Source organism: Pseudomonas sp. 13B_2.1_Bac1 (assembly GCF_025466155.1).
Classification (GTDB): Bacteria; Pseudomonadota; Gammaproteobacteria; order Pseudomonadales; family Pseudomonadaceae; genus Aquipseudomonas; species Aquipseudomonas aylmerensis.
The window spans coordinates 31,475-55,060 of the sequence record NZ_JANLOH010000116.1; the positions used below are offsets into that span (position 1 = coordinate 31,475).

The 23,586-nt window shown below is 62.6% G+C and carries 23 protein-coding genes; 9 read left to right on the plus strand and 14 right to left on the minus strand.

The window, feature by feature from the left end; genetic code table 11:
* Positions 1 to 138 precede the first annotated feature (138 nt).
* The 5 genes from NTD80_RS31000 (at position 139) to NTD80_RS31020 (ending at position 4,532) form a co-directional block, all read left to right on the plus strand.
* A complete protein-coding gene (locus tag NTD80_RS31000; RefSeq protein WP_065900301.1) occupies positions 139 to 447 on the plus strand; it encodes a MazG-like family protein in 309 nt (102 codons plus the stop codon).
* Entirely contained in the window at positions 440 to 1,189 is a 750-nt protein-coding gene (locus tag NTD80_RS31005) for a methyltransferase (protein ID WP_120447542.1), read from the plus strand. The genes NTD80_RS31000 and NTD80_RS31005 overlap by 8 nt, the downstream gene beginning before the upstream one ends.
* A gap of 24 nt (positions 1,190 to 1,213) precedes the next feature.
* On the plus strand, positions 1,214 to 1,816 hold the full coding sequence (locus NTD80_RS31010) for a DUF4136 domain-containing protein (RefSeq protein ID WP_065900305.1): 603 nt from the start codon (positions 1,214 to 1,216) through the stop codon (positions 1,814 to 1,816).
* Between the two features lie 45 nt (positions 1,817 to 1,861).
* Positions 1,862 to 2,419, plus strand: coding sequence for a DUF4136 domain-containing protein (locus tag NTD80_RS31015; RefSeq protein WP_262135924.1), 558 nt, complete (start codon positions 1,862 to 1,864; stop codon positions 2,417 to 2,419).
* A 163-nt stretch (positions 2,420 to 2,582) separates the two neighbouring features.
* Complete coding sequence (locus NTD80_RS31020; protein WP_262135925.1) at positions 2,583 to 4,532, plus strand: pilus assembly protein TadG-related protein; 1,950 nt, start codon at positions 2,583 to 2,585, stop codon at positions 4,530 to 4,532.
* Here NTD80_RS31020 and NTD80_RS31025 read toward each other — a convergent pair.
* Together NTD80_RS31025 and NTD80_RS31030 are read right to left on the minus strand one after the other, a co-directional pair.
* Positions 4,529 to 7,258, minus strand: a complete 2,730-nt coding sequence (locus NTD80_RS31025; protein ID WP_262135926.1) for a PAS domain-containing sensor histidine kinase — start codon at positions 7,256 to 7,258, stop codon at positions 4,529 to 4,531. The two genes, NTD80_RS31020 and NTD80_RS31025, sit on opposite strands and share 4 nt — an antisense overlap.
* The gene (locus tag NTD80_RS31030; protein ID WP_120447545.1) at positions 7,255 to 7,698 is read right to left on the minus strand and encodes a TadE/TadG family type IV pilus assembly protein; all 444 of its coding nucleotides are present in this window, start codon (positions 7,696 to 7,698) and stop codon (positions 7,255 to 7,257) included. Before NTD80_RS31030 ends, NTD80_RS31025 begins: the two co-directional genes overlap by 4 nt.
* A 72-nt stretch (positions 7,699 to 7,770) precedes the next feature.
* Here NTD80_RS31030 and NTD80_RS31035 point away from each other — a divergent pair, with 72 nt between their 5' ends.
* The gene (locus tag NTD80_RS31035; RefSeq protein ID WP_065900324.1) at positions 7,771 to 8,220 is read left to right on the plus strand and encodes a prepilin peptidase; all 450 of its coding nucleotides are present in this window, start codon (positions 7,771 to 7,773) and stop codon (positions 8,218 to 8,220) included.
* Between the two features lie 126 nt (positions 8,221 to 8,346).
* Positions 8,347 to 9,132 carry a response regulator transcription factor gene (locus tag NTD80_RS31040; protein ID WP_065900327.1) on the plus strand — a complete coding sequence of 262 codons (786 nt, stop codon included), beginning with the start codon at positions 8,347 to 8,349 and terminating at the stop codon, positions 9,130 to 9,132.
* A gap of 11 nt (positions 9,133 to 9,143) precedes the next feature.
* On the opposite strand, the gene NTD80_RS31045 is transcribed toward NTD80_RS31040, so the two are convergent.
* From NTD80_RS31045 to cpaB, 8 genes are read right to left on the minus strand one after another with little or no spacing between them, the layout of a single operon-like run.
* The gene (locus tag NTD80_RS31045) at positions 9,144 to 9,401 is read right to left on the minus strand and encodes a DUF3613 domain-containing protein (protein ID WP_262135927.1); all 258 of its coding nucleotides are present in this window, start codon (positions 9,399 to 9,401) and stop codon (positions 9,144 to 9,146) included.
* Between the two features lie 10 nt (positions 9,402 to 9,411).
* Positions 9,412 to 10,122, minus strand: a complete 711-nt coding sequence (locus tag NTD80_RS31050) for a tetratricopeptide repeat protein (RefSeq protein ID WP_065900331.1) — start codon at positions 10,120 to 10,122, stop codon at positions 9,412 to 9,414.
* 10 nt (positions 10,123 to 10,132) lie between these two features.
* Entirely contained in the window at positions 10,133 to 11,020 is an 888-nt protein-coding gene (locus NTD80_RS31055) for a type II secretion system F family protein (protein ID WP_065900332.1), read from the minus strand.
* Position 11,021: 1 nt separating this feature from the next.
* On the minus strand, positions 11,022 to 11,903 hold the full coding sequence (locus NTD80_RS31060) for a type II secretion system F family protein (protein WP_262135928.1): 882 nt from the start codon (positions 11,901 to 11,903) through the stop codon (positions 11,022 to 11,024).
* Positions 11,904 to 11,913: 10 nt separating this feature from the next.
* On the minus strand, positions 11,914 to 13,185 hold the full coding sequence (locus NTD80_RS31065) for a CpaF family protein (protein ID WP_065900334.1): 1,272 nt from the start codon (positions 13,183 to 13,185) through the stop codon (positions 11,914 to 11,916).
* The gene (locus tag NTD80_RS31070; RefSeq protein WP_262135929.1) at positions 13,182 to 14,375 is read right to left on the minus strand and encodes a pilus assembly protein; all 1,194 of its coding nucleotides are present in this window, start codon (positions 14,373 to 14,375) and stop codon (positions 13,182 to 13,184) included. Before NTD80_RS31070 ends, NTD80_RS31065 begins: the two co-directional genes overlap by 4 nt.
* On the minus strand, positions 14,372 to 15,601 hold the full coding sequence (locus NTD80_RS31075) for a type II and III secretion system protein family protein (RefSeq protein ID WP_262135930.1): 1,230 nt from the start codon (positions 15,599 to 15,601) through the stop codon (positions 14,372 to 14,374). Before NTD80_RS31075 ends, NTD80_RS31070 begins: the two co-directional genes overlap by 4 nt.
* 19 nt (positions 15,602 to 15,620) lie before the next feature.
* Positions 15,621 to 16,562: a Flp pilus assembly protein CpaB gene (gene cpaB / locus NTD80_RS31080; RefSeq protein ID WP_262135931.1), complete on the minus strand. Its 942-nt coding sequence runs from the start codon at positions 16,560 to 16,562 to the stop codon at positions 15,621 to 15,623.
* 331 nt (positions 16,563 to 16,893) lie between these two features.
* Between cpaB and NTD80_RS31085 the strand changes: the two genes are divergently transcribed.
* Both NTD80_RS31085 and NTD80_RS31090 read left to right on the plus strand, forming a co-directional pair.
* Positions 16,894 to 17,091 (plus strand): Flp family type IVb pilin, encoded by a 198-nt coding sequence (locus NTD80_RS31085; protein WP_065900340.1) that lies wholly within the window; start codon positions 16,894 to 16,896, stop codon positions 17,089 to 17,091.
* Between the two features lie 45 nt (positions 17,092 to 17,136).
* Positions 17,137 to 17,544, plus strand: a complete 408-nt coding sequence (locus NTD80_RS31090) for a response regulator (protein WP_065900341.1) — start codon at positions 17,137 to 17,139, stop codon at positions 17,542 to 17,544.
* Positions 17,545 to 17,627: 83 nt separating this feature from the next.
* On the opposite strand, the gene NTD80_RS31095 is transcribed toward NTD80_RS31090, so the two are convergent.
* The 4 genes from NTD80_RS31095 to NTD80_RS31110 all read right to left on the minus strand — a co-directional run bounded on the left by NTD80_RS31095 (position 17,628) and on the right by NTD80_RS31110 (position 23,550).
* Entirely contained in the window at positions 17,628 to 19,310 is a 1,683-nt protein-coding gene (locus NTD80_RS31095; RefSeq protein ID WP_262135932.1) for a ShlB/FhaC/HecB family hemolysin secretion/activation protein, read from the minus strand.
* Between the two features lie 187 nt (positions 19,311 to 19,497).
* A complete protein-coding gene (locus tag NTD80_RS31100) occupies positions 19,498 to 21,045 on the minus strand; it encodes a collagen-like triple helix repeat-containing protein (RefSeq protein ID WP_262135933.1) in 1,548 nt (515 codons plus the stop codon).
* A gap of 301 nt (positions 21,046 to 21,346) precedes the next feature.
* A complete protein-coding gene (locus NTD80_RS31105) occupies positions 21,347 to 22,195 on the minus strand; it encodes a MaoC family dehydratase (RefSeq protein ID WP_262135934.1) in 849 nt (282 codons plus the stop codon).
* A 2-nt stretch (positions 22,196 to 22,197) separates the two neighbouring features.
* A complete protein-coding gene (locus NTD80_RS31110; RefSeq protein ID WP_262135935.1) occupies positions 22,198 to 23,550 on the minus strand; it encodes a 3-oxoacyl-ACP reductase in 1,353 nt (450 codons plus the stop codon).
* Positions 23,551 to 23,586: the final 36 nt, after the last annotated feature.

Below are 23,586 nucleotides of genomic sequence, written 5' to 3' on the forward strand. Positions count from 1 at the left end.
GCCATCGCCGGTAAGCCGGCTCCTACAGGGGAATGCATTCCAAACCGTAGGAGCCGGCTTGCCGGCGATAGCGCCCCAAAGGTTCACTTGCCTTCAAAGCCATTCCCCCCGAAGCTATCCACCTTCAGGAGCCCCCGCATGAACCTCGAACACCTCACCGAACGCCTGCACCGCATCCGCGATACCAACGACTGGAAGCAGTTCCACAGCCCGAAAAACCTGGCCATGGCCGCCAGCGTGGAAATGGCCGAACTGGTCGAAATCTTCCAATGGCTGACCGAAGACCAGTCCCGCCAGTTGCCTGCCGACGCACTCGCCCACGCCGGGCAGGAAGTCGGCGATATCGTGCTGTACCTGTTGTTGCTGTGCAGTGAGCTGGGCCTGGACATGAACGAGGTGGTGCGCGCCAAGCTGGCCGACAGTGAACGGCGGTTCGCCCATGAGTGACCGCCATTTCGACCAGTTGGCCACGCGCTTCGCCGAAAAGATCTACGGCGGCGCCAAAGGCGCGATTCGCCTGGCGGTACTCCAGGCCGACCTAGCCGAAGCGCTGCCTGGCCGCCCGTTGCGTGTGTTGGATATCGGCGCGGGCCTTGGGCACATGTCGCTGTGGCTGGCCGAGCGCGGTCATCAGGTGACCCTGGCCGAACCCGCCGAGCCGATGCTCGAGGGCGCACGCCAACGGTTTGCCGAGGCCGGACAAACGGCGACCTTCATCCATGCGCCCTGGCAAGACCTGCTGGGCCAACTGACCGAACCCTACGACCTGGTGCTGTGCCATGCCGTGCTGGAGTGGTTGGCCGAACCCCACGCCATCCTGCCGGTGCTGCACCAGCTCACGGTGCCTGGCGGCTGGCTGTCGCTGGCGTTCTACAACCGTGATGCGCTGATTTATCGCAATCTGCTCAAGGGCCACTTCCGCAAAATGCGCAAGAATGACCTGGCCGGCGAAAAGCAGAGCCTGACCCCGCAACAGCCGCTGGACCCACGTGAGTTGGCGGCGCAACTCGAGGGGCTTTGGCAGGTCGAAAGCCAGAGTGGCGTGCGGGTTTTCCACGACTATATGCCGGTGGAATTCCAGGCCCGCGCGGATTTACAGGACCTTGTAGAGATGGAACTCGCTCACCGTCGTCACCCAAGCTTTGCCGGACTTGGGCGTTATTTGCACTGGATCTGCCGTCCGGTATAAGCGGCCCAGTCTGCGGAGGTCGAAATGCGTCGTCTCTGTTTGATCCTGTTGTCCCTTGGGCTGGGCGCCTGTTCCAGTCCCAATCCTTATGTGGCTGCTTCAGCGCCGATCCCGCCCGCCCCCGCGCAGGCAGCCAACACCTTCGATGCCAGCGCCTACCCGGCGCCGGTGCGTGACTATGGCGCCTACCGCAATTGGGCCTGGCGCAACGGCCAACTGCCGGCCGGCACAGCCTGGGCGGATTCGGCGCAAATTGCCGAGGCGGTCAGCGGTGCCCTTGACCAGCGCGGCCTGCGGCCCTTGCACGACAGCCGTCCGGCGGACCTGTTCGTGAGCGCCGATGTGCGCCTGGAGAAGCGCCTCAAGCAAGTCCAGGATGACTACGGCTATGGTTACGGCGGCTACAACCGCTATGGCAATGGTTACGGCATGTACAACTCCGTGCCGATCGTGCGCACCTATGAAGTCCAGGTGGTGGTGGTTCGCGTCAATCTGTTCGATGCCCGCACGGGCCAGCCGGTGTGGAGTGCCAGCGCGGAAACGGGCAGCCAGGGAAGCCTCAGTGAGCGCGGGGATGCCTTGCGCCAGGCGGTGCAGAAGGCAATGACGGCCTATCCTCCGAGTTAACAGCTATTCTCATTTCAAGTGCAGGTCGCTCTTTGGAGAACAACCATGTTTCGTCGTATCGCTACGCTCGCGTTTGTTGTGCTGCTGGGCGGTTGCCAGAGTACCCAGGTCAACCACGATTTTGATGCCAGCCGGGACTTCGGCGCCTACCGCAGCTGGGCCTGGAAAGACCCGGCGTTGCAATACCGCCCGGATGATCCACGGATCAAGAGCGACCTTACCGAGCAACGCATTCGCCAGGCGGTGGGTGAGCAACTCGACCAGCGCGGCCTGCGCCCGGCTGCGGCAGGCACCAAGGCTGACTTGAGCGTGCAGGCCTATCTCATCGTCGAGGACCGCCAGCAGCAAGTCACCACCAACTACGGCGGCGCCTGGGGTGGCCCCTGGAATGGCTACTGGGGCGGGCCGATGTACAACGAAACCCGCAACGTGACTTACAAAGTCGCCACCATCCAGATCGACCTGCTCGACGGCAAGGACGGCAAGCTGGTGTGGCGCGGCAGTGACGAGCAAATGATGGCCACTTCCCCAAACCCGCAGGACCGCGACAAAGCCATCCGTACCACGGTCAATCGCGTCCTTTCCAGCTATCCCCCTCACTAAAAACCACCACCTACCTCATGCGGGAGCAGGCTTGCTCCCACATGAGGCCTGCTGCAGCCGGTGAATTCCCGTTAGTCACCCGGGTGGCGCCGGGCCAGCGCACCCTCCAAGCCTTGTCTACACTTCAAACCAACTACGGAGAGTAAGCGCTAAGGAGTGCCTGATGTCTCCCCGACTTGGTTCCCGGCAGCGTGGTGCAATTGGCTTGATGGCGGCGGGTACCCTGGCGGTAGCCTTGGTGTTCATGCTGCTGGCAGTGGACAGCGGCCGCTTGTATATGGAAAAGCGCCGGCTGCAGTCCATCGCCGACACCGCCGCCCTGGAAGCCGCCGGCCGTGGCGGCCTGTGCACGCCCTCGACTACCGCCAATGACTACGCGGTGCAGAACGCCACCCGCAATGCTTTCACCGTGGTTGCGGGCGATACCAGTCGTGGCTTGGCAGTTACCTGCGGCTCGCTGGTGACCAATGCCAGCAATGTCCGCGTGTTTACCGCCGACCCCACAAAAAACGATGCCGTGCGGGTGATCGCCACGCGCAGCGTGGTGACCAGCATCGCCAGTGGTCTCTGGAACATGTTCAGCGGCGTGCCGGTGTCCACCCAGATGACCTTGAGCGCGACCGCCGTGGCCGCGTATGCACCGCCGGTGGCACAGCTGACGATCCGCAGCAGCCTGGTGTCGGTGGATTCGACGAAGTCGCCGCTATTGAACCTGGTCATCGGGAATCTGCTCGGTGGCAGCTTGTCGATCACCGCAGCCGGCTGGAATGGCATCCTTCAAACCAATGTGAACCTGTTGAGTTACCTCAACCAGTTGGCGATCAACCTGGGCGTGACGGCGGGTGACTACACCACGTTGCTAAACACCGCCGTGTCCGCCACCGACCTGATCAATGCCGCGGTGATGGTGCTGCAGCAGAATGGCTCGGCGGTCCAGTCGGTCGTCAACGACGTGCTATCAATCAAGGCCATCGCCCCCAATAGCAAGGTGCTGACAGTCGGCAGCCTGCTGAATGTGGCGACCGGTACGCCGGCGGCCGCGTTGAATTCCAGCGTGCAGCTGTTTCAATTGCTGGAGACGGTAGCGCAACTGTCCAATAGCAAGACCGCCGTCAGCGTGGCTACGCAGGTGAACATTCCCGTCGTGGGGAGCGTCTCGATTCAGACCCAAGTGATCCAGCCTCCGCAAATGTCGGCGATTGGCAATCCCGTGCTGGCGAAGGCCGGGCTGGCCAACACCCCCCCTACCAATCAGATTTTTGTGCGCACCGCGCAAGTCAGGACATTGGTGGTTGTGCAGGCGCCGATACTCAAGGTGGTCTCCGGGGTTTCCTCGATTTTGAGCGGGCTGACGACACCGGTATCCAAGGTTGTCGGCGGGCTGCTGAATCTGAATCTACCGGCAGTGGTCGGGGGCGTGTTGTGCCTGGTGGCGTGTAATGTCACTGACGTCGATATCACTCAGTCCTTGTCCATCTACATTGAGGCGGCCAGCGCGCAAAGCTACGTGACGGACTTCACCTGCACCACGCCGGCTACCAAGTCGTTGACGGTGAAGACCACCACCTCACTCGCGACCCTGGGTGTGGGCTATGTTGACCCGGTTGCGGCGTTTTCCTCAAAGGCACCGGTCAGCGTGCAACCCATCAGGCTGATCGATTTTGGCGAGCGCTATTGCGTGGTCCTGACCCTGCTCTGCGGCCCGCGTACCGCCGGTGTAGGCGGAGGCCTGAATTTAATGGCGCTGTCCACGGTGGCTGCGCAAACCAACTCGATGGTGTTTTTACCGGTGGCCGAAATGAACGCGACGCCGACTTACCAAAACGCTCCCGGCACCGCCAATATAATCAATAGCCTGGGGGCGACCTTGAGCGGCTTGCAGGTTACCTATGTGCCACCCAGCGGCAGCACGCCCGGTGCGGCGAACGGCACGGTCACCACTGCCCTGGCGAGCATCGTGAGTTCGGTGATCAGTCTGGTCCAGACCGTATTGGCACCAGTCCTCGACCCCATCGTAAACACGCTGCTCTCGGCCCTCGGCATCAGCCTGGGCAACGCCGAAGTCGGCGCCAACCTCACCTGCCACATGGGCCGCGCATACCTGGTGATCTAACCTGGCTGAACCACCGGCAATTCCACACAAAACCGCGCCCCTTGCTCGCCATTGGTGACGCTCAACCGTCCGCCCATGTTTTCCACAATCCCATAGCTCACCGACAGCCCCAACCCCGTGCCGACGCCAATGGGCTTGGTGGTAAAAAACGGCTCGAAAATCCGCTCCAGCAAGCGTGGATCGATGCCGCCGCCGTTGTCCTCGACCCAAATGCGTACGTTCCGGCTGTCGTGCTCGCAGTGCACGGCGATCCACGGGCGGAACTGCGGATCCTTTTCACGTTTGCCCAGCAGCGCATCACGGGCGTTGACCATCAGGTTGATCAGCACCTGCTCAAGCTGGTCGGCGTAGCCTTTGACCTGCACGCTGAAGTCCGCCGGGGTGACGCGCAGGTCCACGCCCTTGCCGCGCAGCCCTTCGCCGAGCAGCGACAGTGTGCCCTCCACGGCCTGGGAGGGGTCGAAGGGCTGCTGTTCGATTTCCGAGCGGCGGCCAAACACGCGCATATGGTCCACCACACGCGCCGCGCGTTGGACCTGGGCATCGATGCGCTGGAGCTTTTCCGTCAGGTAGTCGATCTGCGCGTCGCCGTTGCCCAGGCGCTTGAGCACATTGACGATGGCCATGCGCATCACATTCAGCGGCTGGTTGATCTCGTGGGCCAGGCCCGTGGCCATTTCCCCGAGGGTGGCCATCTTCGCGCTCTGGGTCAGTTGTTGCTGGGAGCGACGTACCTCAGTGTTATCGCGGCCAACGGCCTGCACTTCCACCAATACGCCTTGCTCATCGAACACACCACGGTCGGACCACACCCACCAGGCATGTTCACGACCCGGCAGTTGCAGGCTGATTTCAGCCGTGCTCACCGGGAATTCCGGAGTCAGTTGGCGGATGCGCTGGATAAATGCCTGGCGCTGCTCGTCCGACAACCAATCTCCGAGGTGAAGCCCCGGCAGTTGCTCTGGCCGGCACTCCAGGTAGTTGGCCAGTGGCGTGTTGCCGAAGGTCAGGGTCAAGTCCGGGCGATAGCGGCAGATCATCGCCGGCGAGTCTTCCACCAGGATGCGATAGCGTTCTTCGCTCTGCTTGATCTGCTCGGCGGCCAGGGTCGCCTCGGTCACGTCGAGCCACAGCCCGACGGCTTCTACCGGCAGGCCCAGGTCATCGCGCAGCAACTTGGCCTCGTCGAGCAGCCAATGATAGGCACCCTGCTTGTCACGCACCCGGTAGCGACTGCGCACATTGCCGTCGCGCAGCAGTTGGCGGGTGCGATCAAAGTACAGGTCGCGGTCTTCGGGGTGGATCAGTGCGGCCAGGCTGTCATGGCTGCAATCGTCCAGGGTCCAGCCCAGCACGGGCAGCAGGCTGTCGCTGAAGAAGGCGGGGTGCAACGCGCCGCCGACGTAGCGCTGTACATAGATCACCGCCGGTGAACTCGCGATCACGTTGTCCAGGCGCGCATGGGCGGCGGCGGCTTGCAGTTGCTGGTTCTTGATGTCGCTGATGTCGAGCATGAAGCCGATCCAGCGTCGACTGTCGCCCGCGCCCAGTACCTGGCCCTGCACGCGATACCAGAGCGGCTGGTCGCCGTCGGTGCGTTGCAGGCGGACGCTGGTCAGCAGGGGTTTGCCCAGGGCCTGCAAATCCTGCAGGCGGCTGTTGAGCTCCTGGCGATCGGCGGGATGAATCAGCTCCAGCCACAGGCCCAGCGCCTGGCGCGTCGCGCCGTCTTCCTGGCCGAGGCTGCGCAACAGGCTCGGGGCGAGTTGGATTTCCTCGGTGGCGGGCAGCAGTTCCCACCAACCGGTGCCGAGCAGGCCTTGCAGGGCTTCCATGCGTTCCAGTTGTTGGTGGTCGCGCTGTTCGCGCAGGCGGCTGAGCAACGGCGCGGCGAGGGCGGCGGCAAGGTCCAGCCAGTCGCGTTCGCGGGTCTGTGGCTCGCCGATGTAGCAACCGCAAAGCAGCCAGGCGGCAACGCCCTCGGCGTCGCGATACGGCACCAGCAACCCGTCGGCATGGCCGAAGAGGCTGAGCAGGCGCGGGTGATCATTGCGTGCCTCGGCCAGGCGCAGCGGTATGTTGCCGTTGACGCCGTCCAGGCCGGTGCCGAGGTGCTGGCCGGTTTGCCACAAGGCCGGTGCGTCATGGGCGGTGTATTGGCTGTAGATCCGCCAACCCCGCTCGTCGTCATCGGGCACTGCCAGGGCAACACAGGGGATTCGCCAATGCTGTGCCAGGTTGCGCAGCTGCTCGGTGACCACGTCGGGCAAGCGACCCAGGCTGCAGACGCGCAACTGCTCGCTCATGCGGCCAGCCAGTTGGTGGTTCTGCTCGCGCTGCCCGGCCTGTTGCCTGCCGGTCAGCAAGTCACCGATGTCGAGCAAGCGCAGGATCCAGCCGTCACCCTCTGGCTCGACCCAGCCGCGGGTGTGCAGCACCTGCCCAATGCCCTGGAAATCCAGGTCGAGGTTTTGACGTTGCCAGTCGGCGGGGTGGCCTTCGACGCTCAGCGCGCTGCCGGCACACAGCAGGTCTCGCAATAATGGCCGGGCTTCGGCCACGCCCTGCGCAGCCAATTGCTGGCGCAGCGTGCCGCTGAGGCTGACGACACGGCCTTGGTGATCCAGTCGCACATGCAGCCCGGCAGCCGGCACCGCTTGCGGCTCGAGAACCTGCGGGCGGGTGCGGCCCGACAGGCGCCCGAAAAGGTTATCCCCCGCGGTCAAAACTGGATACTCGAACTGGCCGTCAGGTTGGTCGGCAGGCTCGGTACGTTGCCTATGCCGGGGATCACCAGCGCCGGGAATACCGAGTTGAGGTTGGCACTGGGGTAGGTGATCGCGACGGTCAGCGTGGTGCCGGTGTAGGTGGCACTGACGAAGGAGGGCTGGAACTGGAAGCTTGCGGGGATCCAGCTCAATTGCGCGGCGACGGTATCTTTCGCGCGTTGGGTGACCTGCGTCGGGTAGGCGGTTCCGGCCGCGACCGGGTCTATCGACATGGCCTGGCGCACACCCTCGGCTGCGGCCTGGTTGAATGACTGCATCAATAACAGCGGCAGGCTATAGCTGACCAACCCATAAAACACGGCAAAGAAGATCCCGAAGACCAGGGCGAACTCGATCGCCGCAGCACCTTTTTGCTTTCTGGGGAGGCCTGTTTTCATGACTGCGTCTACCCTGACGGCTACTACCTGATATCAGCATAGAATCAATCAGCAAAAAGGGATGTTTTTTACGTGATCCATGGCGTGGTGATAGTGCTCTGGCTGGGGCTCTGTGCGGTGCAGGATATGCGTCAGCGACAGATCGCCAATGGGTTGACCTTGGGGGTTGGGCTGCTGGCCTTACTTTATTTGAGCTGGACGGGTGTCACCTGGCTGGGTGCGCCGGCGAAGGAGGGTGGCTGGGCGTTTGCCCTGGCGCTGTTGTTGGGCCTGCCGGGCTATGTGCTGGGACGCTTTGGCGCGGGCGATGTAAAGCTGTTGGCCGCGTTGGGAATGGCCACCACGGTGGACCCTTTGTTGTGGTCGCTGATCGGCGCTGCGCCCGTCCTGGGCGCGTGGCTGCTTATCCATCAATGGGTTAGCGCGGGCCATGCGAAACCGGGTGTGGAGGCGTCAACAAAACAGCCTTTTGCACCGTTTTTATTGACAGGTTTTGCGCTGTATTTATTTTGGATCCATTAGTCGCACAACGCCTCTATCGCTATGTACATAGTCATAAAGTAGGTCTACGTTTATTGAGTAGATGTATAGGATTCTTCGTCGAAAGGGATAGGTCAATCTATTGGCTTTCCAGGCATGGAGTAGCGCGTGAACAAGCTCACATCGGCAGTAAAAGTGCTCGTGGTCGACGATCAGCCGCTGATCGTGGAAGAGCTCTGCGAATTTCTCGAAAACAGTGGTTATCGTTGTGTCCCGTGTGAGTCCAGCCGCCACGCCTTGAAGCGTTTCAGCGAAGACGCCGAGATCGGCCTGGTGCTGTGTGATCTGCACATGCCCGACATGGATGGCATCGAGCTGGTCCAGGCCATGCAAAAGGTCGCCGGCAAGCAGCGCGCGTTCGAAGCGATCATGCTCACCGGGCGTGCCGACAAGCAGGACGTGATCAAGGCCCTGCGCGCAGGCATCTCGGATTACTACCAGAAGCCGATCAACCTCGATGAATTGCTCGAAGGCCTGCAACGCCAGGAAGCGGCGTTGGAGGAGCGGCAAAAAGAGCTGCAACTGGGGCACCTGAACCAGAAGCTGCAGTACCTTTCCGAGTCGATCAATGACTTGTACCAGGACCTCGACAAGGTACGTCGCAGCCCGAATGCAGGGCTGTCCGACGATGGCGAGTCAGCCGAAGAGGCCGGGCCGGTGGAAATCCCGACCATCTTCAATCAGCTCTCGCCCCGTCAGCTGGACGTGGCGCGGCTGGTGGGCAAGGGCCAGACCAACTATCAGATTGCCTGCGAGCTGGGCATCACCGAAAACACGGTCAAGCTGTATGTGTCCCAGGTCTTGCGCCTGACCCATATGCATAACCGCACCCAACTGGCATTGGCGTTGTCGCCGAACAATTCGGCAATGCGCCAGCGGGTGACGGCCCACTGACGCGCGCAGCGTTATTGACTCTTCCCGCCTTTGGATGACGCTTCGAAGAACTCCGGAATCGGATGCTTGTTGCTGTCGAGCCAACGCTGCATGGCCTGCTCCCTTTCGGTGGGCGTGGTCTTTTGCGGCGTCGGCGAGGCGGCTCGGCCATTGATCTGCAGCGTCATCCAGTTTTCCGTCTCTGCCTGCTGTGGAGACGAAGGGCCGGGTGGAATGGCCACCGCGCTCAGCGGCAGCACCGCCAGGTAAACCAGGTAATAGGCTTTCATCGTCGACTCCTTATTTGATGGTCACCGGCAGCGCATCACTGACTGCCGCGACGTTGCGTGCTGCCGCGCTGGACTCCTTGAGTTTCACCGCGCGAGCCTGGGCCTCGGTGACCTGTTCGGGGCTCAGGCCCAACTGGCTGACCACTTTGGCGGCTTGCCCCCAGTCATCCTGATAGATCAGCAGGGTCACCAGGTTCACGGCCGCCAACGGTTCGCCCTGCTTGAGTTCGATGGCCGTCATGAACTCGAAGCGCGCGTCTTCCAGACGCAATTGGTTGAGGTACACCACCCCCAGGTCATTGCGGATTTTTTCGTCGGTAGGTGCCAGGCGTGCAGCCCTTTGCAGGTGGGCCATCGCCTGGCCGTTGTCACCCTTGGCGGCGGCCAGTTGTCCCAGGCCGTGCTCGCCCTCGGCCGTCATGCAGGTGCCGAGCAGGCTGCGGTACAACGGCTCTGCCTCGCTGCGGCCCAACAAACGGTAGTTACGCGCCTTGCGCTGGCGCACCTGGGGCAAGGTGTCCGGCAGGTTCTGCAGGTTGGCCAGGCTGGCGTGCAGCTTGCCTTCGTTGGCGAGGTCATCGGACAGGTTCAACGCCAGTTCCTGGTCGGCGCTGGGCTTGCTGCAACTGCCGGGTGTGGTCAACGCCGCCCAGGGCGATTGACCGTTGGTGGCGCATCCACCGAGCATCAACAGGGCCAGGCCGGCGATCAGTACTTTCATCAGGACTTCCTCAAAAGTGGCTCAAGGCGCGGGCGATGCCGATAAAGGCGGGGCCGCCGAGCACGATCAGCAAGGCTGGAAACAGAAACACCATCATCACCACCGACATTTTTGCCGACATCTTCGAAATGTATTCCTGCAGGCGGGTCAGCCGGCGGTCATCCAGCAATTGCTTGAGCGCCAGCAGGGATTTCATCGCGCCGCCGCCTTGCTGGATCAATTGCTGAAGGATGATGCAGGTGTCGGTGAACTCGTCCACTTCAAGCAGCCGGGCGGTCTTGCCCAGTTCTTCGCCCAGTTCCAGGCCGGAATCGACCCGGGCCAGGATCAGGCGCAGCTCGTGGGTGAGGCTTGGCAGTAAGCGCTGCGCGTCGTTACCCAGCACGCGCAGAGACTGTTCAACCGCCATGCCCGATTCGAACAGGATGCGCAGCAGTGGAATGAAGGTGGCGATCTCTCTGGCGATCCGCTGCTGGCGGTATTTGGCGGCCGCAGCGAGTACCCGCTTGGGCAGCAGGTAGCCGATGCCCAAGGCAACCGCGGGGGCAATCCACACAGGGGCGGCCTGCGGGAAAAACAGCTCCTGGCCGAGAAAGGTCAGGCCCATTAATACAATCGGCACGCCGACCTGGAAGGCTGCGAACAGCGAGCGCTGGCTGGCTTTGCGCCAACCGACCCGGTTGAGCAGCACCTGGGTTTCATTGTCCAGGCTGACCGAGCGCTGGGCCAGGCTGCTGCCGCCGAGTTGGCGCATGAACGCGCCGATTTTGTCATCGCTGCCGGTCCGCCCCTGCAACCGTTCGGAGACGCGGCGATCGCGCCGGCGATGCTCAAGAACCTGGCCACCCACCAGCACCAGGGCGGCAAGGAACATCAAGGCGCCAGCCAGAAGCACCATCTCAGACACTCCTCAGCATGCGCCACATGGCGAAGGTGCCTGTCAGGTCCATCGCGAGGGCGACGAACAGCAGGGTGCGCCCGGTGTCGTCGTTCCACATGGTCAACAGGTAGCCAGGGTTGACCAGCATGAAGTAACTCACCAGCAAAATGGGCAAGCCACCCAGCAGGTACGCGGTCATGCGGGTTTCACCGGTCATGGCCTTGAGTTGGCGGGCGCCCTGTTCACGCTCGCGAATCATCTTGATCAGGTTTTCCAGCAGTTCGCTGGCGTTGCCGCCGTAGCGATGGTTGACCTTCAGGCCCAGGGCGAACAGGCGAAATTCATCCTGTTCGTAGAATTCGGCAAAGTCACTCGCCGAGTCCGGCAGGCTCACGCCCATGCGCACGTTGCGCTGCACACGGCCCATGGCCTCCTTGAGCGGGTTATCAATATTCTCGATACCGCCCAATACGGCGTCGGCCAGGGTCCTGCCGGATTTCAGGCTGCGTACGCTGTGGTCCAGCAACTGTGGCAACTGTTCGACCATACGTTGCACCCGCCGCTGGTAACGCCAGCTGATGTAGGCGCGCAACAGAATGGGCGGGCCCAGCACCATCACCGCCAGGCCCAGCCCGTCGGCGATCAGGTAGCCGAACAACGCGCCGACGATCCAAGCGCTGAGCCACAGGCCCAGGCGATCAGTCGGCTTGCCCAGCCCCGCGCGCAGAAACATGCGCTCAAGGCCGGACCAGCGAGTGGGTTCTTCGCGGGCTTCGGGTTGGCCGTCACCGAGGCGCTCCAGCACGCGGTCAGTCTGGGCCTTGCGCAGGCCGTGCTGAAACTGCCAGAGCGACAGCCCAATCAGCAGCAGGCAAAAAAGCAGCAGCATAGGTCCGGTCATCAGGCGCCCCCTATAACGGCAAGGCCGATTCGCGGCGCAGTTTGTCACCGGCCGGGTTGATGGCTTCGCGCAGGAAACCGAAGCCGGTGCGCCGGTCCAGCCGGAACAGGGTATTGGTGACGTACACGTCGTCGCGCACGCCCACCACCTCGACGACTTCGCTAACGCAGCGGCGGCCATCGGGCATGCGTGTCAGTTGAATCACCACGTCCAGGGCGGCGCAAATCATCTGGCGCAGGGTTTTTTCCGCGATCACCCGGCCGGTCAGGCCCACCAGGGTTTCCAGGCGCAGCAGGGCATCCTGGGCATTGTTGGCGTGTACGGTGCTCATGGAACCGTCGTGGCCGGTGTTCATCGCCGTCATCACATCGAGCACTTCCACGCCTCGGATTTCGCCGAGGATGATGCGGTCCGGGCGCATCCGCAGGGCGTTGCGGATCAGGTCACTGGACCGCACTTCACCATGGCCTTCGGCGTTTGGCGGCCGGGTTTCCAGGCGCACCACATGGGGATGACCCAGTTGCAGCTCGGCGACGTCCTCGATGGTCACCAGGCGCTCGTGCGGGTTGATCAACTGGCTGAGGATATTCAGCAGCGTAGTCTTGCCGGTGCCGGTACCGCCGCTGATGAGAATGTTGCAACGCTTGCCGACGGCCTCCTGAAAGAACTCGAAAATGCTCTGGTCGATGGTCTGCATCGCGACCAGGTCGCTGCTCTTGAGCATGTCCTTGCGAAATTTTCGAATCGACAGGCACGGCCCGTCCAAGGCAATCGGCGGGATGATCGCGTTGACCCGGCTGCCGTCCGGCAGGCGCGCATCCACCATCGGCGACGACTCATCCAGGCGCCGTCCCAGCGGCGCGAGAATCCGCTGCATCACGCGCTCGACGTGGTGATCGTCGATAAAGCGCAGGTCGCTCTGATGCAGCAGGCCGTCGCGCTCGATAAACACCCGGTGCGGCCCGTTGACCAGAATCTCGGTCACCGAGGGATCGCGCAGCAGCACTTCCAGCGGGCCGAAACCGGTGAGTTCGTCAACGATTTCTTCGGCCAGGCGTTCCATTTCATAGCGCGAGATCGCCAGGCGCATGCGCGTGATGTATTCGGAGACTTTGTCGGTGACAAACTGCGCCAGCGACTGGCGCGTGCCTTCGAGCAGGTTTTTGCCTGACTCCTCGATGGCGTCAATGATGTAGCGGTGCAGCACCAGCTTCAGGCCATCATGGTCGCTGTTGCCGCTGACGCTGCGGGCCGGGCCGCCGAAGAGTTTTTCGCTGGTCATCGTCCCGACCCCAGGAAGCGTTCAAACCAGCGCATCGAGGGTTTTTCAAGGCCCTCGGAGCGTTTCGCCAGGCGTTCGCCCAAGGTCCGTACGGCTTGGGTCAGGGGTTCACGTGGGGCCAGGGCGAACAGGGTCTGGCCCTGGTTCTTGACGTTCAGGCGCAGTTCGGCGCTCAGCGGCAGGACGGCGATGCACTCAAGGCCGAAGCTTTTTTCCAGGGCTTCGGTGTCGGGTGCACAGGATTTGATATAGCGGTCGACCACCAGCTTGGCGTGCTCGAGTTTCATGCCTTTGTCGCGCCAGCGGTTGAGCACCGCCAGGTTGCGCCGGCAGTCGAGTACGCTCTGGTCAGTGCACCACAGCAGTTTGTCGCAGTGGCTGACAAAGGTTCGCAGCGCCTCGCTGTCCGGTTGCCCGGTAATGTTCACGACGATGTGCTGGAAGTGTTGGCGCAACGCGCTGAGCAGCATGTACAGCTCGGCGGCGCTGGTCAGTTTTAGCGGTTCGTCACCGGTGGCATAGGCCAGGATGCGCAGGCCATACAGGGCTGAAGTGAAGGCGCTGTTGATCAAGGTGGTATCGAGACGGCGCAGGTGCCGCAATGCATCGCCAAAGTTGAACGTGCTTTCCAGCCCCAGCAGCGCCAGGCTGTCACTGCGTGGCAGGCCCAGGTCGAGCAGCAGGGTCTGTTGCCCGCTTTTTTGCACCACCAGCGCCAGGTGCGTCGCCAGCATCGCCCCATCGGCGTTGCTCTGGGTGCCAAACAGCACGGTGAGGCCGCCCAACTGCGCACTGGAAGTCACCGGCGGCAGGCGCTTGCTCAGGCGCCGCACCAGGCCTGCGACTTCACTGGAGCGCGAGCCATAGGCGACGAAATCGCGTGCGCCGGCCCGCATGGCATTGAGTACCAGTTGGTTGTCCATGCCATCACCGAGGGCGACCACCGCGAGCATCGGCTTGGCCTCCAGTGCCCCTTCGATCAGCGCACTTTGGGCCACCACGTTTTCACGGTCGAGGCCGACGAACACCAGGTTGGCGAAGGTCACGTCGACCAGCGCGAGCAACTCATCCAGGCTGCCACCGCCGGCACTGACCACTTGGCCAAGGGGCGCGAGGGCGCCCTGGAGCCATTCCAGGTCGGTGGTGTTACGGGTAATTGCCAGAAATGTCTGGCTCAGGCTATCGCTCATTGGGAAAGTCCACTGCGACGATCGAAGTTGCCGTTTTCCAGGAAGAACAGGCGGTACCAGTTCGGGTCGTAGGTGCGCAGTTTCTCGCCGGGCAGGGAAGGCAGTTGCGCATTGGCGGCCAGCGGCTGGACCAGGTGCGGCGTGACGATCATCAGCAGCTCTTTTTCTTCGCGGCTGATGTTGGAATCGCGGAAAAACGCGCCGAGGATCGGGATGTCACCCAGGCCTGGAAACTTGCTGATGGTGGAGCGGTTGGTGCTGCTGATCAGGCCGCTGATCACGAAGCTTTCGCCATCGGCCAGGGACACGCTGGTGTCGGTTCGACGCACGGTCAGGGCGGGCACCTGGATTCCCTGGATCTGCACGGCGTTGCTGTAGTCGAGTTCGCTGACCTCCGGCGCGACCTTGAGGGTGATCCGATTGCGGTCGATCACCGTGGGGGTCAGGGTCAGGCGGATGCCGAACTCCTTGTACTCGATGGAGATACTGTCGCTGCCGCTGCTGGGCACCGGAATGGGCACTTCGCCGCCGGCCAGGAAGGTTGCGCTCTGCCCGCTCAGGGCTACCAGGCTGGGACGCGACAGGGTATAGGCGAAGCCGCTCTGTTCGAGGGCGTTGATCATCGCCGAGATCCGCCCGCCACCGAAGCCGATGTTGAAAAAGCCATTGTTCACTGCCTGTCCGCGAAAGCTGTTGGCGGAGACGGAGGGGATCGTGCCATTGCCCGGGCTGCCGAACAGGAAATTGCCACCTTGGCCGAACAACGAGGTACTGGCTTCCTTGAGCTTGGTACGGCTGACCTCGACAAAGCGAATGTCGGTCTGCACCTGGCTGGGCAGCAGCGGGTCCTCGGAAGGTGACAGCGACAAGCTGGTCAGCGCCGAGGTGGCCTTGCCCTTGACGAACACCATGCTCTGGCGCGGCGCGCTGGCGCAGGCGGTCCACACCATCAGGCTGGTCGCGCCGACACCGACGCCGGTCAGCAGGAAGTTACGGTCGCCGTTGACGCGCACATCGGCGATCTTCGGGTCGCCAATCGCCAGGCGGGTTATTGCCACCGGCGATTGCAGTTCCTGTTGCAGGCCTTCTCCCACCTCGACCACGGCGGGCAACTGGCCCAGGGCGCTGCAATTACCCGGCGCCGCGAAGGCCATGCCCGCCGGCAGGCTCGACAGCATCAGGGTCCAGGCGAGGTGCGTGAACATGGCAGTGTAGCGATGGCTCATTCAAGGCATCCTTGCTCAATCACGGGGTTTGTGGGGCTGCTTGGGCACCGCGGATCACTTCAATGCCACGACGTGCGCCGGGCTCGCCGGCGACTGTGGCTACCCGCTTGGGCGGGCCGATCAGAGCCAGTTGGGTGAATTGATAGAGGTCGCGGTTGGCACTTTCCAGTTTGTCCGGTGCGTCGCTTTCGCCGGCCCAGTAGCGACTGAGCAGCTGTTCGTCGGCGCTGCGCACGGCCAGGCGCAGGGTGCCGGCCTGGGCCGCGAGCATCAGGCGACTCAATAAGGCTTCCGGCACAGCCAGCACTACGGTGCGGGCACCGGCGCGGCGTTGTGCGGCCTGGGCGCGTTCTTCAGGCGTGGCCGGTGGTGGTACCGCAGGCGTGCCGTCATTGGCCAGGCCCAGTTGATCACCGACGCTAAGCAGGCGCATGGCCGGCAGTACGATTTGGGCTGACGGCTCGGTATTGCTGTTGTCCTGGCGCAGGAACAGCAGCACATCCACGTAGTCGCCTGGGCTCAACTGGCCGGCGACGCCGATGACTTCATCCACCGCGACGGCCAGCGCCCGCTCATCTGGGCGAATCATGCGGGCCAGCGGGCCGCCGGCGTTGAAGCTTTCTTCGTTGAGCCAGGTGCCCGCAGCCAGCATGCGCAGCGGTGTGCGTCCGATCGCCTGGTCCAGTTGCGTCAGGCTGCCGGCGGGTACGGTGCGCAGTTTTTCCACGGCCAGGTCAGCAGCGGTCAGTGGTACGAAAGCAGGGACGTCATGCACCAATACCACGACGGGGGTGCGGTTCTGGTCTTCGACGGCAGCGACGGTTTTTTCCACGGAAACGACAGGTGCGGTGGGTGCCGTGACGGGCTCCGGCGAGCGACTCAGTACCAGTCCCCAGTACCCTGCAATCAATGCCCCGATCAGCAACAAGCCGGCCAGGACCATGCTGATACGACTGTTCATGACGGCTCTCCCTTTCCCGTTGCATTACACACTCGTTAATCCAATCGAGTTAATTCGCAACCTGGCTGTGATGAACAACTAACGATTTGGCTATTTGAAGGTAGCTCAGCTAGGACGAAATGCCATTACCTGACAGAAAATTTATCTGCACGCCAAGGCGTTGCCTTTTGAACGGCGGGTTTATGGCGCCAACGTTGTGACTAATACTTTCTGATTAATGCGTTATTACAGTTGTGAGCCTGGGGTTTGTTGACAATGCTCTAGTGGCACGCCGTGATTATCTGGATCTAGAGCCCTTCGGCTTTCAGTGGCGTTCTTAGGGAGAAGTCTTATGTTCCTTGACCTGATGTTGAAGTTCTATGTTCAGACACAACTATTCTTCAAACGCAAAGAGGGTGCGTCAGGTATTGAATACGCCATTATCGTGGCGCTGGTGGCGATTGTTATTGTCGGTGCAGGCTCGGGGCTGGGCACCAAGATCGCCTCGGTGTTCAACGGTATTGCCAACAAGATGACCACGGTGACCTGAGTTAAAGTGTAAAGCCACCCCCTTAATCCACGGGCAGGTACGGTCATGAGCGCATCTTCTTCGGGTCGCCAACAAATCTTATTGGTGGACGATGAAGAAGACGCCCTGATCGAACTTGCCGAGTCCCTCGGTAACGAGGGATTTGTCTGTTTTACCGCCAACTCTGTCACCTTCGCCCTGCAAGAATTGACACTCCACCCTGACATTGCCCTGGTCATCACTGACCTGCGCATGCCCGAGGAAAGTGGCATTTCCTTGATCAAGCGTCTGCGCGAACACACCTCACGCTCGCACCTGCCGGTGATTGTCATGTCGGGCCATGCCGAGATGGACGACGTCAGCGACATGCTGCGCCTGCAAGTGCTCGACCTGTTCCGCAAGCCGATCTACCTGGTGCGGTTGATCGATACCTTGAACAACCTGTTCCCTCTCGCAAAGAAATCCACTGAGTAGTGGTCGCCTTGCCGGCGCTGACGTCGGTGAGATCGCCCGCGCGGCTAGTCGCGCCCACCCGGTAGGTGGGCGCAGTGCGAGGTTCAGAGTTGGTAGCTGAAGCTCAACGTGTAGCGCGGACGCCGATCAAAGTTGTCCAGCGCCACTTCCGACATCGGCTTGGCCGCTTCCAGGGAGATGTTGTAGTACTTGGCGTCACCGAAGCGCAGGCCGACGGCGGCCGATGACATGTTGTTGCCCTTGATCGGCAGGTCGTTGAACCAGGTCTTGGCGCGGTCGAACACCACATAAGGCTGCAGGATGCGCACCCATTCGCCGGCGCGGTTGTAGCTGTAGTTGACCTCATACGCCACGCCCCACCCTTTGTCGCCCGAGCCCTGGTCATCGGGGTAGCCACGGGCGAAGTTCTGTCCACCGAAGGTGGCGCGCTCGCTGTCGGGCAGGGTGTCATCACTCCAGTAGAGCGCGCCGGACAGCACGCCTTGCCAGTTATCGAAGAGCTTGTTGCTCTGCACGCCGGACAGGCGCAGGCGGAAGAAGTCGAGGTCCGGCTTGAGGCCGCCGAAGTCACTGCGGGTCTTGGCGCCCATGCCGTTGATGCCTTGGTACAGGCCCGCGCTGAGGATGCGCAGTTGCGTGGTATCGGCCTTGCGCCAATCACCTTCGAACGCCAAGGCGCGTAGGTCGGTTTGCAGCTCCAGGCGCTGGGGGAAACCTTCGAGTTTGTAGCGAGTGGTCTGGTCGACCGCGTAGTAGCGGGCGCCGAGGCTCAGCGACTCGTTGGGCGAGGCGATCACGGGGTGGCTGAAGCCGATGGAGTAGCGGTCGATTTCCTGGTGCGGCTTGAGTTCGAAGCCGTCGCCCAATTGCAGGCTGGTGCGTGGGTCGGCGCGGTAGCGCTCGCCCGACAACACCAACTGCGTGCCCTCGGCATTGATGAACTGGCTGTAGGCCGCACGGTAGTAATGCTCTTTGTCGTCGCCCGGTGGGAACAGCCCGCTGAGGCTCAGTTGTTCCCCCATGGATGTCCACGAATTGCTGGTGGCCGTCAGCAGCGCTTGCGTACCGCCACGGCTGGCCTCGTTCAGGCTCATGCTGGTGGTGAACGGTTTGCGGCTGGCGGTGATTTGCATATGGGTGCCGCCATCGGTGGTGCCGGGCGGCGGCACCTGCGCCTGCAGAGTCACCCCGGGGATGGCGCTCATCAGCGTGGTGTAGCGCTCGAAGGTCTTGCGGGTGAGCGGGCGTTCAGCCTTGAGTTTTTCCGCGAGTTTGTCGACGTAGGACGACACCGAGCCGATGTCGCCTTGCAGGTCGTAATCGCGGATATAACCCTCGACCAGCACCACGTGCACCAGGCCGTTTTCAAAGCGTTGTTCCGGCAGGAAGGCGTAGGACAGCAAATAGCCGTCTTGCTGGTAGCGACGGGTGATGCTGCGGGTGGCTTCGATCAATTGCGCCAGGTTGGTTTCATGGCCGATCAGGGGTTCGAAGGCCTGGGCGACTTCCTTCAGCGGGTAGACCGTGCCGCCGTCGATCTGCAGCTTGCGAATGGTCACCTTGGTGTCCATCAGCAGGGGTTGCGCTGCGGTGGCAGCGGGGGTGGGCAACTGGGTCTGCGGGGTCGCCGGTCGATACGCATCGGCGGGCAGGTTGGGCACGGGCAGGTTGCGAATGGTGTCGTTGCTATTGAGGAAGCTGGGTAGGGTATCGGCGTGGGCGTAAGCACTGAGGGTGAGCAATAACAACGGCGTCAAAGCGCGCATAGGACACTCCATGGTCAAAACTGCAGCAGCGTATTGCAGGGTCCCGCCGGGCTCTGGGGGCGCGGTTCGGGTGTTTTCAGGGATCGATCATTGACCCATAAAAAAAGACGAGAGACTTATTGGGGTCTCTCGTCTCAACCAAGCGTAGGCGCTGTAGGTGAGGCCGTCTAATCGGCCAGGTGCAATTCTATTTTTTGCCGGTAAGGCCACCGATCAGGCCGCCCAGCAGACCCCCATTTGCACTGGCACCTGCACCTGCGGAGGCGGATGCGCCGGCTCCCAGGTTCAGGCCACCGCCGAGCAAACCACCGCCGGTGTTGGTGCCGCCGGTCACCAGGCCGCCGATCGAGGCCACGGTGCCGCCTACTGCGCTCACGGTACCGCCCAAGGCGTTGGTGACCGGGTTGGCGTTAGTGCCGCTGATTTTGCCGCCCAGGCTGCTGACGGCGCCGCCGACATTGGTCACCAGGCCGTTGACGGGAGCCCCCAGACCGGTGGCGTTGCCGACGTTTTGGGTCAGGCTGGTAACGCCGCTGGTGATAGGGTTCAGGGCGCCGCCGACCTGATTGGTGAGGGCAGCAACCGGTGCGCCTGCCGCAGTGTTCGGTGTGCCGCTGCCACCCAGCAGGGTACCCAGCGATGCCACGGTACCGCCCGTTTTGACGCCAGTGACGCCGGTCGCGCTGACCACGCCATTGCTGCTGCCTGCATCCAGGCCGCTGCCGGCGCCTGCGATCACACCACCGATGAGTTCCGCCAGGCCCAGTTGCCCGGTGCCACCGCCACTGCCACCACCCGTGCCGCCGCCACTGCCGCCGCCACTGCCGCCACTGCTGTCGGCAGCCGGGTCGACATAGCCGCTGGCTTTACCGACCACGGTGCCCACGCCATTGAGCACATTGCCCACAGCGCCAGTGACAGGGTTGCCGGTGCCGCCGGCATCGGCGACTTTATCGCCCAGGCCGTCAACGGTATCGCCGACTTTTTGCAGCAGGCCGCCGACAGGGGCATCCAGGCCTGTGGTGGTGCCGACTTTGCCGGTGGTTTTTTCCACCAGGGACACCACGGGCACCAGTACTTTCGCGCCGACGGTGTTGGTGACCGAGCCCAGTGGGCCGGTGGTGCTCGCTGTGCTGAGTGTGTCGCCGAGCATGGTCACGGCGTTGCCGACCTTGCCCACTACATTGCCGACTACGGGGGCGGCACCGCTGACAACGGGCACTTGCCCCAGCAGTGTCGCCACATTTTGACCGGTCGTGGAGACACCGGTGCCGAGATCAGCGACCCCGTTGGCCACGCCGGCCACGGTTTTGCCCAGTGCATTGCTGTCGGTACCCAGTGTGCCCAGGCCATCCGAAACGCCCGTGCCGATGCTGCCGACAGCGGTGCCGACAGAGGTCACCAGGCCACCTGCGGTAGCCCCCACGATCGGCAGGTTGCCGAGTGTGGTACCGAGGCTGCCGACAGTGCCGCCGAGGCCGGTTACGGTATCGCCGAGGGTATCGGCCACGTTAGCCGTGACCAGGGTGCTGGTGGTGCCGGTACCGCCACCTCCTGTGCCGCCACCACCAGTACCCCCGCCGCCGGTACCGCCACCGCCAGTGGATGCGTCCGGTGAGGAAGCGGAGCCGCCACTGTGATGCCCACCACCACCGCTGCTGCAGCCGCCGAGCGTCATTGCTACTGCCAGGGCCAGCGCGGTACTTGCTTTCCAAAACACTACTTGAGCTTTCATGATTGAGTTCCTTGCACCTGTACAACCTTGGTTGTCTCAAACACTCGCTATTTCTTGGGATAGCGATGCGTTTGTCCGTGTGGCTATAACAAGCCCGGGCGCTCTTTCTCACAATGCTCTACTTGGTATTAACGATTTATATACGGCGCGGATGTACCGGTTAAGCGACTAATACCAAGGGTATAAGGGGTGGATGTATCAAGATATATATGTATTAAAAATCAAAGAGTTGAATAAAAAAGCGGACTTGAGAAAGTCCGCTATAACCCAGGATGTATATATACAATTAATCAGTGATTTTTCAGGCGATCGGCTGCCATTTGCCCACCATGTGTTCAATGTCACCCGCGCCTTTCAACACTAACTCCCCGCTGGACCCGGCCGCACTGGCCCATAAGGTGACCTCACTGGGCAGGCGTACCGGCTTCTTGAACTCGACGTTTATCTCGATGTTCGCGGCCGGCAGGTGTTCACCCAAGGCCGCCAGGGTGTGCGCCTTGTTCCACAGTCCGTGGGCGATGGCCTGGGGGAAGCCGAACAGCTTGGCCGTGAGTGCGCTGAGATGGATCGGGTTGTAGTCGCCGGACACCCGCGCATACCGGCGGCCGATATCGGCCGGTGCTTTCCAGCGGCTCACTTCGCTGACCTGGGTGGGGGGCGATTGAGACTCTTCGCTCGCTGCGCCTTCCAGTTTCACGCCGCGACAGAGCATGCGGCTCTCGGCCTCCCACAGCAGGCCGAGGGAATCCTCGACGGTGGTCACCAGGTCAAACGTTGCGCCCTTCGCATGCGGCTTGAGGTTTTGCGCATGCACACCAATGAACAGGTCGCTGATACCGCCGAGTGGACGATGAATACGGATGCGATTGCTCAGGTGAATCAACCCCAGCAGCGGAAACGGAAACGATTTGGCCGTGAGCAACTGCATCTGCAAGCCGAACGCGAGGATGTGCGGATAAGTCGCCGGCAGCACTGCGCTGTCGGCAAACCCGCAGACCTTGCGATACGCCGCGACCGCTTTGGGATTGACACTGACCCGGCAGCGCAAGCCCTGCTCGGGCAACGCAGTGCCGGTGATCTTGCGCTTGAGCGCGGCGCGCCAGTACAGCGGCGCGAGAAACGGGGGACTGCCCACTGTCTGCCATTGCATGCTCACGCTCCCAATAGACTTTGCCCACACACCCGCAGCGCTTGCCCGCTGACCGCTCCGGAGCCCGGCTGGCCAAGCCAGGCGACGGCTTCGGCGACGTCTTGTGGCAAGCCGCCCTGGCCGAGCGAACTCATACGGCGCCCGGCCTCACGCAGGGCGAACGGAATATGCGCGGTCATCTGGGTCTCAATAAAGCCTGGGGCCACGGCGTTGATACTGATCCCCCGTTCTTTGAGCAGCGGCGCCCAGGCCTGGGCCAGGCCGATCAACCCGGCTTTGCTCGCGGCATAATTGGTTTGCCCGCGATTGCCGGCGATCCCACTGATGGACGCGAGCAGCACCACGCGCGCGTTGTCATGCAGGGTGCCGCTGTCGAGCAGCGCCTTGGTCAGCACTTGCGGGGCATTCAGGTTGACCGCCAGCACCGCGTCCCAGTATTCCGGGGTCATGTTGGCCAGGGTCTTGTCGCGGGTGATCCCGGCGTTGTGCACCAGGATGTCGAGGCCGTCGGGCAGGTGTTCGATCAACTGGCTGGCGGCGTCTTCGGCGCAGATATCCAGCAGCACGGAGCGTGCACCCAGGCGCGCGGCCAGGGCTTCGAGATCGGTCTTGGCCTGGGGCACGTCCAGCAGGATCACCTCGGCCCCGTCGCGGGCCAGGGTTTCGGCGATGGACGCACCAATGCCACGGGCGGCACCGGTGACCAGCGCCTTGCGCCCGGCGAGTGGGCGCGTCCAGTCCTCGACCGGCGTGTCACAGGCCTGCAGGCGGATAACCTGGCCGGAAATGTAGGCGCTCTTGGGCGACAGGAAAAACCGCAACGCGCCTTCCAGCTGGTCTTCGGCGCCCTCGCCAACGTAGAGCAATTGCAGCACGCCACCGTTGCGCAACTCTTTGGCCAGTGAGCGGCTGAAGCCTTCGAGGGCACGCTGGGCGCTGGCGGCAAATGGATCGCCGAGGCTTTCCGGCGCGCGACCGAGGATCACCAGGTGCGCACTGTTATCCAGGTTTTTCAGCAGCGGCTGGAAAAACTCACGCAGTTGCTTGAGCTGGTCGGTGTGCTGCAAGTCGCTGGCGTCGAACACCACCGCCTTGAGTTTGGGCCCGTGGCCGGGAATCCACGCCGGGGCGGTCGAGGCGTCGGTGCCGTAGCTGTAGATCGCGTCAGTGAGTTTATTGGCAAACGGCAGCACCTTGGCCGCCAGCGCGCCGCCACCGAGCAACAATGCCCCTTCTACCGGGCGCAGGCGCCCGGCTTGCCAGCGTTCGAGGCGTACCGGTGACGGCAGGCCAATGGCAGCGACCAGGCGATGGCCGAGGCTTGAGTTGGCGAAGTCGATATAACGGTCAGACATGGAACGCTCTCCGAAGACTGGGGTTCAAAGGGTTGA

Bases quoted from the DNA above. Each gene is read 5' to 3' on its own strand.
- NTD80_RS31105 (WP_262135934.1), bottom strand. From the start codon at position 22,195: ATGCAATGGCAGACAGTGGGCAGTCCCCCGTTTCTCGCGCCGCTGTAC.
- NTD80_RS31065 (WP_065900334.1), bottom strand. From the start codon at position 13,185: ATGACCAGCGAAAAACTCTTCGGCGGCCCGGCCCGCAGCGTCAGCGGC.
- NTD80_RS31110 (WP_262135935.1), bottom strand. From the start codon at position 23,550: ATGTCTGACCGTTATATCGACTTCGCCAACTCAAGCCTCGGCCATCGC.
- cpaB (WP_262135931.1), bottom strand. From the start codon at position 16,562: ATGAACAGTCGTATCAGCATGGTCCTGGCCGGCTTGTTGCTGATCGGG.
- NTD80_RS31000 (WP_065900301.1), top strand. From the start codon at position 139: ATGAACCTCGAACACCTCACCGAACGCCTGCACCGCATCCGCGATACC.
- NTD80_RS31020 (WP_262135925.1), top strand. From the start codon at position 2,583: ATGTCTCCCCGACTTGGTTCCCGGCAGCGTGGTGCAATTGGCTTGATG.
- NTD80_RS31085 (WP_065900340.1), top strand. From the start codon at position 16,894: ATGTTCCTTGACCTGATGTTGAAGTTCTATGTTCAGACACAACTATTC.
- NTD80_RS31095 (WP_262135932.1), bottom strand. From the start codon at position 19,310: ATGCGCGCTTTGACGCCGTTGTTATTGCTCACCCTCAGTGCTTACGCC.
- NTD80_RS31070 (WP_262135929.1), bottom strand. From the start codon at position 14,375: ATGAGCGATAGCCTGAGCCAGACATTTCTGGCAATTACCCGTAACACC.
- NTD80_RS31075 (WP_262135930.1), bottom strand. From the start codon at position 15,601: ATGAGCCATCGCTACACTGCCATGTTCACGCACCTCGCCTGGACCCTG.
- NTD80_RS31005 (WP_120447542.1), top strand. From the start codon at position 440: ATGAGTGACCGCCATTTCGACCAGTTGGCCACGCGCTTCGCCGAAAAG.
- NTD80_RS31010 (WP_065900305.1), top strand. From the start codon at position 1,214: ATGCGTCGTCTCTGTTTGATCCTGTTGTCCCTTGGGCTGGGCGCCTGT.
- NTD80_RS31090 (WP_065900341.1), top strand. From the start codon at position 17,137: ATGAGCGCATCTTCTTCGGGTCGCCAACAAATCTTATTGGTGGACGAT.
- NTD80_RS31100 (WP_262135933.1), bottom strand. From the start codon at position 21,045: ATGAAAGCTCAAGTAGTGTTTTGGAAAGCAAGTACCGCGCTGGCCCTG.
- NTD80_RS31045 (WP_262135927.1), bottom strand. From the start codon at position 9,401: ATGAAAGCCTATTACCTGGTTTACCTGGCGGTGCTGCCGCTGAGCGCG.
- NTD80_RS31030 (WP_120447545.1), bottom strand. From the start codon at position 7,698: ATGAAAACAGGCCTCCCCAGAAAGCAAAAAGGTGCTGCGGCGATCGAG.
- NTD80_RS31055 (WP_065900332.1), bottom strand. From the start codon at position 11,020: ATGGTGCTTCTGGCTGGCGCCTTGATGTTCCTTGCCGCCCTGGTGCTG.
- NTD80_RS31050 (WP_065900331.1), bottom strand. From the start codon at position 10,122: ATGAAAGTACTGATCGCCGGCCTGGCCCTGTTGATGCTCGGTGGATGC.
- NTD80_RS31015 (WP_262135924.1), top strand. From the start codon at position 1,862: ATGTTTCGTCGTATCGCTACGCTCGCGTTTGTTGTGCTGCTGGGCGGT.
- NTD80_RS31060 (WP_262135928.1), bottom strand. From the start codon at position 11,903: ATGACCGGACCTATGCTGCTGCTTTTTTGCCTGCTGCTGATTGGGCTG.